The organism is Thiorhodococcus mannitoliphagus (genome assembly GCF_010915725.1).
Classification (GTDB): Bacteria; Pseudomonadota; Gammaproteobacteria; order Chromatiales; family Chromatiaceae; genus Thiorhodococcus; species Thiorhodococcus mannitoliphagus.
The window spans coordinates 1-6,003 of record NZ_JAAIJR010000206.1 but is presented as its reverse complement, the minus strand read 5'-3'; the positions used below and the strand labels follow the sequence as shown (position 1 = coordinate 6,003).

Annotated in this window: 5 protein-coding genes; 3 read left to right on the top strand and 2 right to left on the bottom strand. The window is 60.4% G+C overall.

Translation table 11 applies throughout. The features are described 5' to 3' along the window. Positions 1–171 precede the first annotated feature (171 nt). Positions 172–501 (bottom strand): CCDC90 family protein, encoded by a 330-nt coding sequence (locus G3480_RS24675; protein WP_164656882.1) that lies wholly within the window; start codon positions 499–501, stop codon positions 172–174. A 1,067-nt stretch (positions 502–1,568) separates the two neighbouring features. Here G3480_RS24675 and G3480_RS24670 point away from each other — a divergent pair. From G3480_RS24670 to G3480_RS24660, 3 genes are read left to right on the top strand one after another with little or no spacing between them, the layout of a single operon-like run. Beyond that, positions 1,569–2,453 (top strand): S1C family serine protease, encoded by an 885-nt coding sequence (locus G3480_RS24670; RefSeq protein ID WP_164656881.1) that lies wholly within the window; start codon positions 1,569–1,571, stop codon positions 2,451–2,453. Between the two features lie 54 nt (positions 2,454–2,507). Continuing rightward, positions 2,508–3,845: a sigma-54 interaction domain-containing protein gene (locus G3480_RS24665; protein ID WP_164656880.1), complete on the top strand. Its 1,338-nt coding sequence runs from the start codon at positions 2,508–2,510 to the stop codon at positions 3,843–3,845. Further along, positions 3,838–4,764 carry an HDOD domain-containing protein gene (locus tag G3480_RS24660; RefSeq protein ID WP_164656879.1) on the top strand — a complete coding sequence of 309 codons (927 nt, stop codon included), beginning with the start codon at positions 3,838–3,840 and terminating at the stop codon, positions 4,762–4,764. Before G3480_RS24665 ends, G3480_RS24660 begins: the two co-directional genes overlap by 8 nt. Positions 4,765–5,090: 326 nt before the next feature. On the opposite strand, the gene G3480_RS24655 is transcribed toward G3480_RS24660, so the two are convergent. Beyond that, positions 5,091–5,927, bottom strand: a complete 837-nt coding sequence (locus tag G3480_RS24655) for a TIGR03013 family XrtA/PEP-CTERM system glycosyltransferase (RefSeq protein ID WP_206171880.1) — start codon at positions 5,925–5,927, stop codon at positions 5,091–5,093. Positions 5,928–6,003: the final 76 nt, after the last annotated feature.

Below are 6,003 nucleotides of genomic sequence, written 5' to 3'. Positions count from 1 at the left end.
AGATCCTCTGGGGTTTGGCTCCATTTCACGAGATCCAGCTCAAGCATACACAAATCACTCCGGTAATTCGGTGAAGGCGCCTGCGAACCGTGTGCGCGGCACGGGTTTCAGGCGACCACAGAAAGTTACGCATCCCGCTCTGGGCGCGGTTTAGGTCGCCAGACCTGGACATCACAAGAGTTTCACCATGGCGGCGATGGCGGCGACCTGAACGAGCATCACGGGCAACAACCAGCGCAGCAAGTCGGATTTGATGCGTTCGATCTGGGTCGTCAGATCCTTACGTAATTGTGCAATCTCGATCTTCAACTCAGCGCGTACCTGTTCGATCTCACGTTGCAGGCGCAATTCGGCCTCGCGCACATGACCCTGGGTCGCCAGCTCCGAGAGATTCGGATAACGCTCTTCGAGTTGCTCGAAAGCCTCGGCAATGACCTTGGCCCGGGCGCGTTCGTCCGGGACCCTAGCCAAAGCTTCATAGAGGGCGACAGCGGATGACATGAGGCTATCCTTTGTGGCTCAGGGTTGACGGCAGCTTAGCGTGAAACCGGACCAGAAAAGCCTGAGTGTTGAAATCAAGCGCTCATGGTCGATCGCATTAGAATCGGGCCAGCCTATCCTCTGACGCGCGAACTGGAGAAGCTGTGCGCGACTTCTACTTGAGATTCAATGCTATACCAAAGCGTAAAAAATCCTGACGCCGCTTCGCCGACTCCAAGAGGTAACTATCGTGTCACCTAGACCCGTGACGACGCCAAAAAGCTCGAAACAGGAGGTTTCAGCAAACATGCAGACCGAATCCTCTGGAGTGAGCCTTGGACAACGTCCTGGAAAGACGAAAGGCCGCCTAGGCTGTGGCGACCCGATGACCGATGCTGCAGATCAATCCTTGACGGTCGCAGTGGATGGGCTTCACGACGCTCGACCCAAGCCTGTGAACCTGTAATCTTTCCTGACACTTCGATCGCGCGCCCGTCGCGGCGGGGCGCCGCTCCCACCGGCCGCTTCCACCGACCGCGCGGGTGGATCAGACGATGATCGAGGCCACCCTTTTCCTTATCCCAGATAGCGGACGATTCTCTCTGGCCCGACTGACGTCCAAGCCCCCGGCGTAACTGTCATCATTCTTTACAACCCGGTGGCAGCGAAACCCGACTCACCACTCCTGAGTGCCTCGGCTGCCCGCAACTGATGCCTGGCGTAGCTAGGGCCGAAGGACGATGCCCAAAGAAAGGGTACCTGTTGGGCCTCCTAACGTCGGCCCAGCTTAGAAAGTGGCCAGCAATTGTTCCCGATGCGAGCGATGCCACCCGAAATCCCCCCTACCCCCCTTTGCGAAAGGGGGGAAGTTGTTGATGGACGCTTTCTTACAATGGTTGGCCGGCGCGCATCAGTTCTGGTCGCACCCAATCTGACACGGGTGACGAACTCGGACACATGATAGAGTGCAATCAGACTTCACTCGAAATGAGATCACATCTAGGCTAACCGCTCTGGCTCGAGACGCTGGACTGATGTGCCCACCGCCCTGCGAGCAGCTCCGATATCCTCAGGAGGATTCAGCCGCCATGCGATTGCTCAACTCCTTTGTCGGCCTCTCATTGCTGTTGGGCTGGGCGCTGTTCGCCGCGACCACTGGATCTGCAGCGGGTGCGGGAAGACTCATCAACTGCCACGAAAAGAACCGCGGCCTGGTCACGCGGACCCGTCCGGATGCCTGCGAAGGCCGGGTTGTGAGCGACGCGGAGGCGGCCTCGATCCGTCAACGGCGACAGGACTATGTTAAGGAATCTCTGGGCGTGAACGTCAGCCCCAGCGTTCTGGGCAAGCGGATGGCCGGGGTCGGCGCGGGCTTCTTCGTCGACGACAAGGGGACGATTCTTACGAACGCCCATATCGTGAAGGGCTGTTCGACCATCACCGTATCGCCCCCTGGGCAGAAGTCCAGTCCGGCCCGCCTGGAAGAGATCAGCCTCGCACTCGACCTGGCCCTGCTGAAGACGAACCTGCGGTCGAGACGGCACGCCGTCTTTGCGCCTGCGGATCATCGCGTGTCCGGAGAGGTGGCGATTATCGGCTACCCCAGTCAGGGTTCCCCGCAGCAGACCCCGATCCTGACCAAGGGCACCCTGCCCGACACTGGATCCAGACCGACGGCCGCACGTCCATTGCCATTGAAGGTGGCAGTCCGTCCCGGCAACAGCGGCGGCCCAGTGCTCGACGCATCAGGTCGTGTCATTGGCGTCGTCTTTGCCGCGATTGACACCAAACGCGTCTATCAGCAGACCGGGCAACTCGCGCGGGATATCGGCATGGCCATTCCCAACGGCATTTCACTGCCCTTTATGACACGCAACGGCATCCAACCCACGCTTGCCGACTCGCCAAAGGCGTCGCCCGATCTCCTGAAAGAGGCGAAGCGTTATCTCGCGCGGGTAGAGTGCTGGCTGTAAATGGCATACCATCCTTCAGTTGCCCCTGGCATCGTTCGCCCAACAGCCCCTGTAATGCCGCAGACACCGCTACTCTCCAGTCTATCGCGCGCGCAACGCCATCCTTTCCTCATCGTCGACGCGGACTTCCGGATCCGCCTCGTCAATCGCGCGCTGGAGGCATCCTTCGGTCTTCGGAGCGCGGATTTGTCCGATTGCCTCTGCTGTCGACTCGACTTCGCACCCCAAACGGATTGCCGACATCGGCGGTTTTTCCGTGACCTTGAGCCCTACAGCGAAACCCAGACGCTCATACTCCCTAATGGCGAGGCTTGCCGCACCCAGATTCAGGGATTCCCGGTACTGGACGAGGAAAGCCGGATCTACCTCGGCGAATCACTGCGCCTGCTCAAGCCGCCGCCCAGCAAGTCGGTCATCGTCGGCTCGTCGGCCACAACCCAGACCTTCAAGAAGGCGCTCGCACAATCAGCCGCGACCGAGGTTTCGGTTCTACTCCACGGCGAAACAGGGGCAGGCAAGGAACTCGCCGCCGAGTACATCCATCGGCATTCGCCGCGCGCCGCCGGGCCCTTCGTCATCGTCGACTGCACCGTCCTGAGCGAGGATCTGGTCGAAAGCGAACTCTTCGGACACGTCAAGGGTGCCTTTACCGGCGCCGCAGGCAACAAGATCGGTCTACTCGAACTTGCGGACAAAGGCACCTTGTTCTTGGACGAGATCGGCGATCTGCCGCTCTCGCAGCAGCCGAAGTTGCTCCGCGCCCTGGAAACCGGTCACTTCCGGCCGGTTGGTGCGACCAAGACCCGGCGCACCAACGTGCGCGTCGTCAGCGCCAGCCATCGAGATCTCGGGGCCTTGGTGCAACGCGGACAGTTCCGCGAAGATCTCTTTTACCGCATCGCCGTCTTTCCCATCACGATCCCCCCCCTGCGCGTTCGCCGTGAGGACATTCCTGAACTGGTGGAGAATATGTTGCTAGAGATCTCAGCAACCTCGGGCGCGCGCTATCGCATCCGCAAGGAGGCGTTGCGCAAGCTACTCCAGTACGACTATCCTGGGAATATTCGAGAGTTGCGTAACATCATCCACCTGAGCGCTGCCATGAGCCAGGACCAGGAGATCACGGCTGAAACGATCCGCCTGCCCGAGCTTGGAGCGTCACGCATAGCCAACTGTCCCACCGCCGGGCACCAACGCATGGATCCGAATCTTGTCGAAACACTCACCCCCATCGAGTCCGTGGAGGCCAGTTACATCCTGGATCTGCTGCGCGAACACCGTGGCCGCCGCAAGGAAGTTGCGGAGCGGCTGTCTATCAGCGAGCGGACGCTCTACCGTAAGCTCAAGCGTTACCGGCTGAACAGCCCTGGCGAATCGACGCAAAATGATTAGCGAGTCGACGACAATCAGTCTCACCCCACGCCTGGCGCAGTGGAATCTGAACAATGCAACCACGCGCCTGGGCGCTCAGCTTCCGCCCGGCGACATCCGCGACCTCATCCGCGCGCATGACGACCTGCCTCCCCTGCCTGAGATCACAGCTCGCCTGCTACGTTTTCGCGACGATCCCAACGCCAGCGCTGTGGGCCTCGCCGCCATCGTGGAACTGGACCCGCTGCTCACCGGCCAGATGCTGCGCTGGGCCAACTCGGCCTACTATGGGCTGCGCATACCTGCGGAAAGCGTCCGCGATGCCATCGTGCGCTCCCTGGGTTTCAGCACAGCCCTTGCCCTTGCGCTCGCCCTCGCCGCCTTGCGCCCACTCAAGACACCCAACCAGGGCAGCATCGGTCGTGATCGCGTTTGGCGGCATGGCCTGCAGTGCGGGCTGCTGATGACTGAACTCGCCAAGCATCTTCCAGCCGGCGCGCAAACGCCCTCTGAGCAGATCCCACTCGCCGGCCTAACGCAGAACATCGGCTATCTGTTACTCGGTCACCTGCTGCCTGATTCGTTTCGTTTCCTCAACCACTTGATCGAGCAGAATGGGAGCCTGACCCACCCGGTCATCGACCGTTTCGGGCTTGGTCTTGAGCACACTCAACTCGGCCAGTGGCTGTTCGAGGTCTGGGAGATGCCCCCGGCCCTGCGTGCCGTAGTCCGCCATCATCACAATCCGGGGTACGAAGGCGAGCACGCCCCCCTCGTCCTGCTGACCTGCCTGGCCGACAGCTTGCTCGACGAGACACCCTGGAGGCTTGGCGCCTGCGCAATCGAGAAAGCAGCGCGCTCGCCACTGATCGCGCGTCTCGGTCTCGACCAGGAGACCTGCGAAATGGCGTTGGAAAAAATCCGGACACCCGAGGAATGATCAAGGGCCTCCGGCAAGGGTTCGAAAACGCCTAGCGCCCAGTCTCTTGCACGGCGGCGGGAGAGACAGAACCCAAAAACCTCAGGTGATTTCCGGGAACCAACAGACCCGCAGTTCCGATCCCGTAGTATAGGCAAAGCCCTGGCGATGTGCTTCTTTCAGAGTGCCGAGGGTCGAGGGGCGTGCCCATTATCCCAGCTCAGCGCTTTGCTGGATGGGCACGTCCGTCCAGCGCCGAGGTGACGCTCAAGCCCCGAGTGCGGACTTTGCCCATCCTACTGACCCGCGCCTTTTGGGTAAGGTCATTTCCGGAGTTCGCCCATGACTCAAATCGCCCCCTTGCCGAACAACACCACCTCGACGGTCTGAAGCAGTATCAGAAAATCCAGGAAGGTGCTGTGATTCTTGAGGTAGTAGAGGTCGTATTCGAGCTTTCGCAGGGCGTCTTCCTCGCTGCTGCCGTAGGGATAGCGAAGCTGAGCCCAGCCCGTGACACCTGGCTTGATGCGGCTACGCGCGGCATAAAACAGATTCTTCCGAGCCAGTTCCTCGACGAATTCTGGCCGCTCGGGACGCGGTCCGACGAAGCTCATCTCCCCCTTCAAGACGTTTAGGATCTGCGGCAATTCGTCGATCCGCGCCTTGCGGATAAAGGCGCCGACACGGGTGATGCGCGGATCTCCCTTGGTGGCCCAGCGCGCCTTGCCGTCGGCCTCCGCATCCACGCGCATACTGCGGAATTTCAAGACCTTGAATGCAATCCCATTGACTCCGACGCGCGTCTGACGATAGAAAACCGGATGACGAAAGCGACTCTCCACCGCGATGGCCAGCACCGTCAGCAACATGATCGGGGCTAAGAGCAAGAGGAAAATCAAGGCCACAGAGACGTCCATGAAGCGCTTGATGGCAAGCGTTAGGGTTCCCTGCCTAAAACCATCGGCATGCACAAGCCAACTCGGCGTTAGAAAATCCAACTTGACCAGGCCTAATTCGCGCTCGAAGAAAGACTGCGGCTCGAGAATGGAAATCCCCGCCATCCTGCAATCGAGAAACTGCTCCATCGGCAACGATCCACGTCTATCCTTGACCGCCACGAGGATCTCATCAGCCTCGCGCGCCACTGCGATGTCCAGCAACGGACGGTCATGCCTAACCCTCAGTTGGACGAAGCCGCTGCGCGGAGAAAGTCCATGCGGCGGCGTGGCGCTTAGAATGTAACCTCATGCCCTCGGTTAC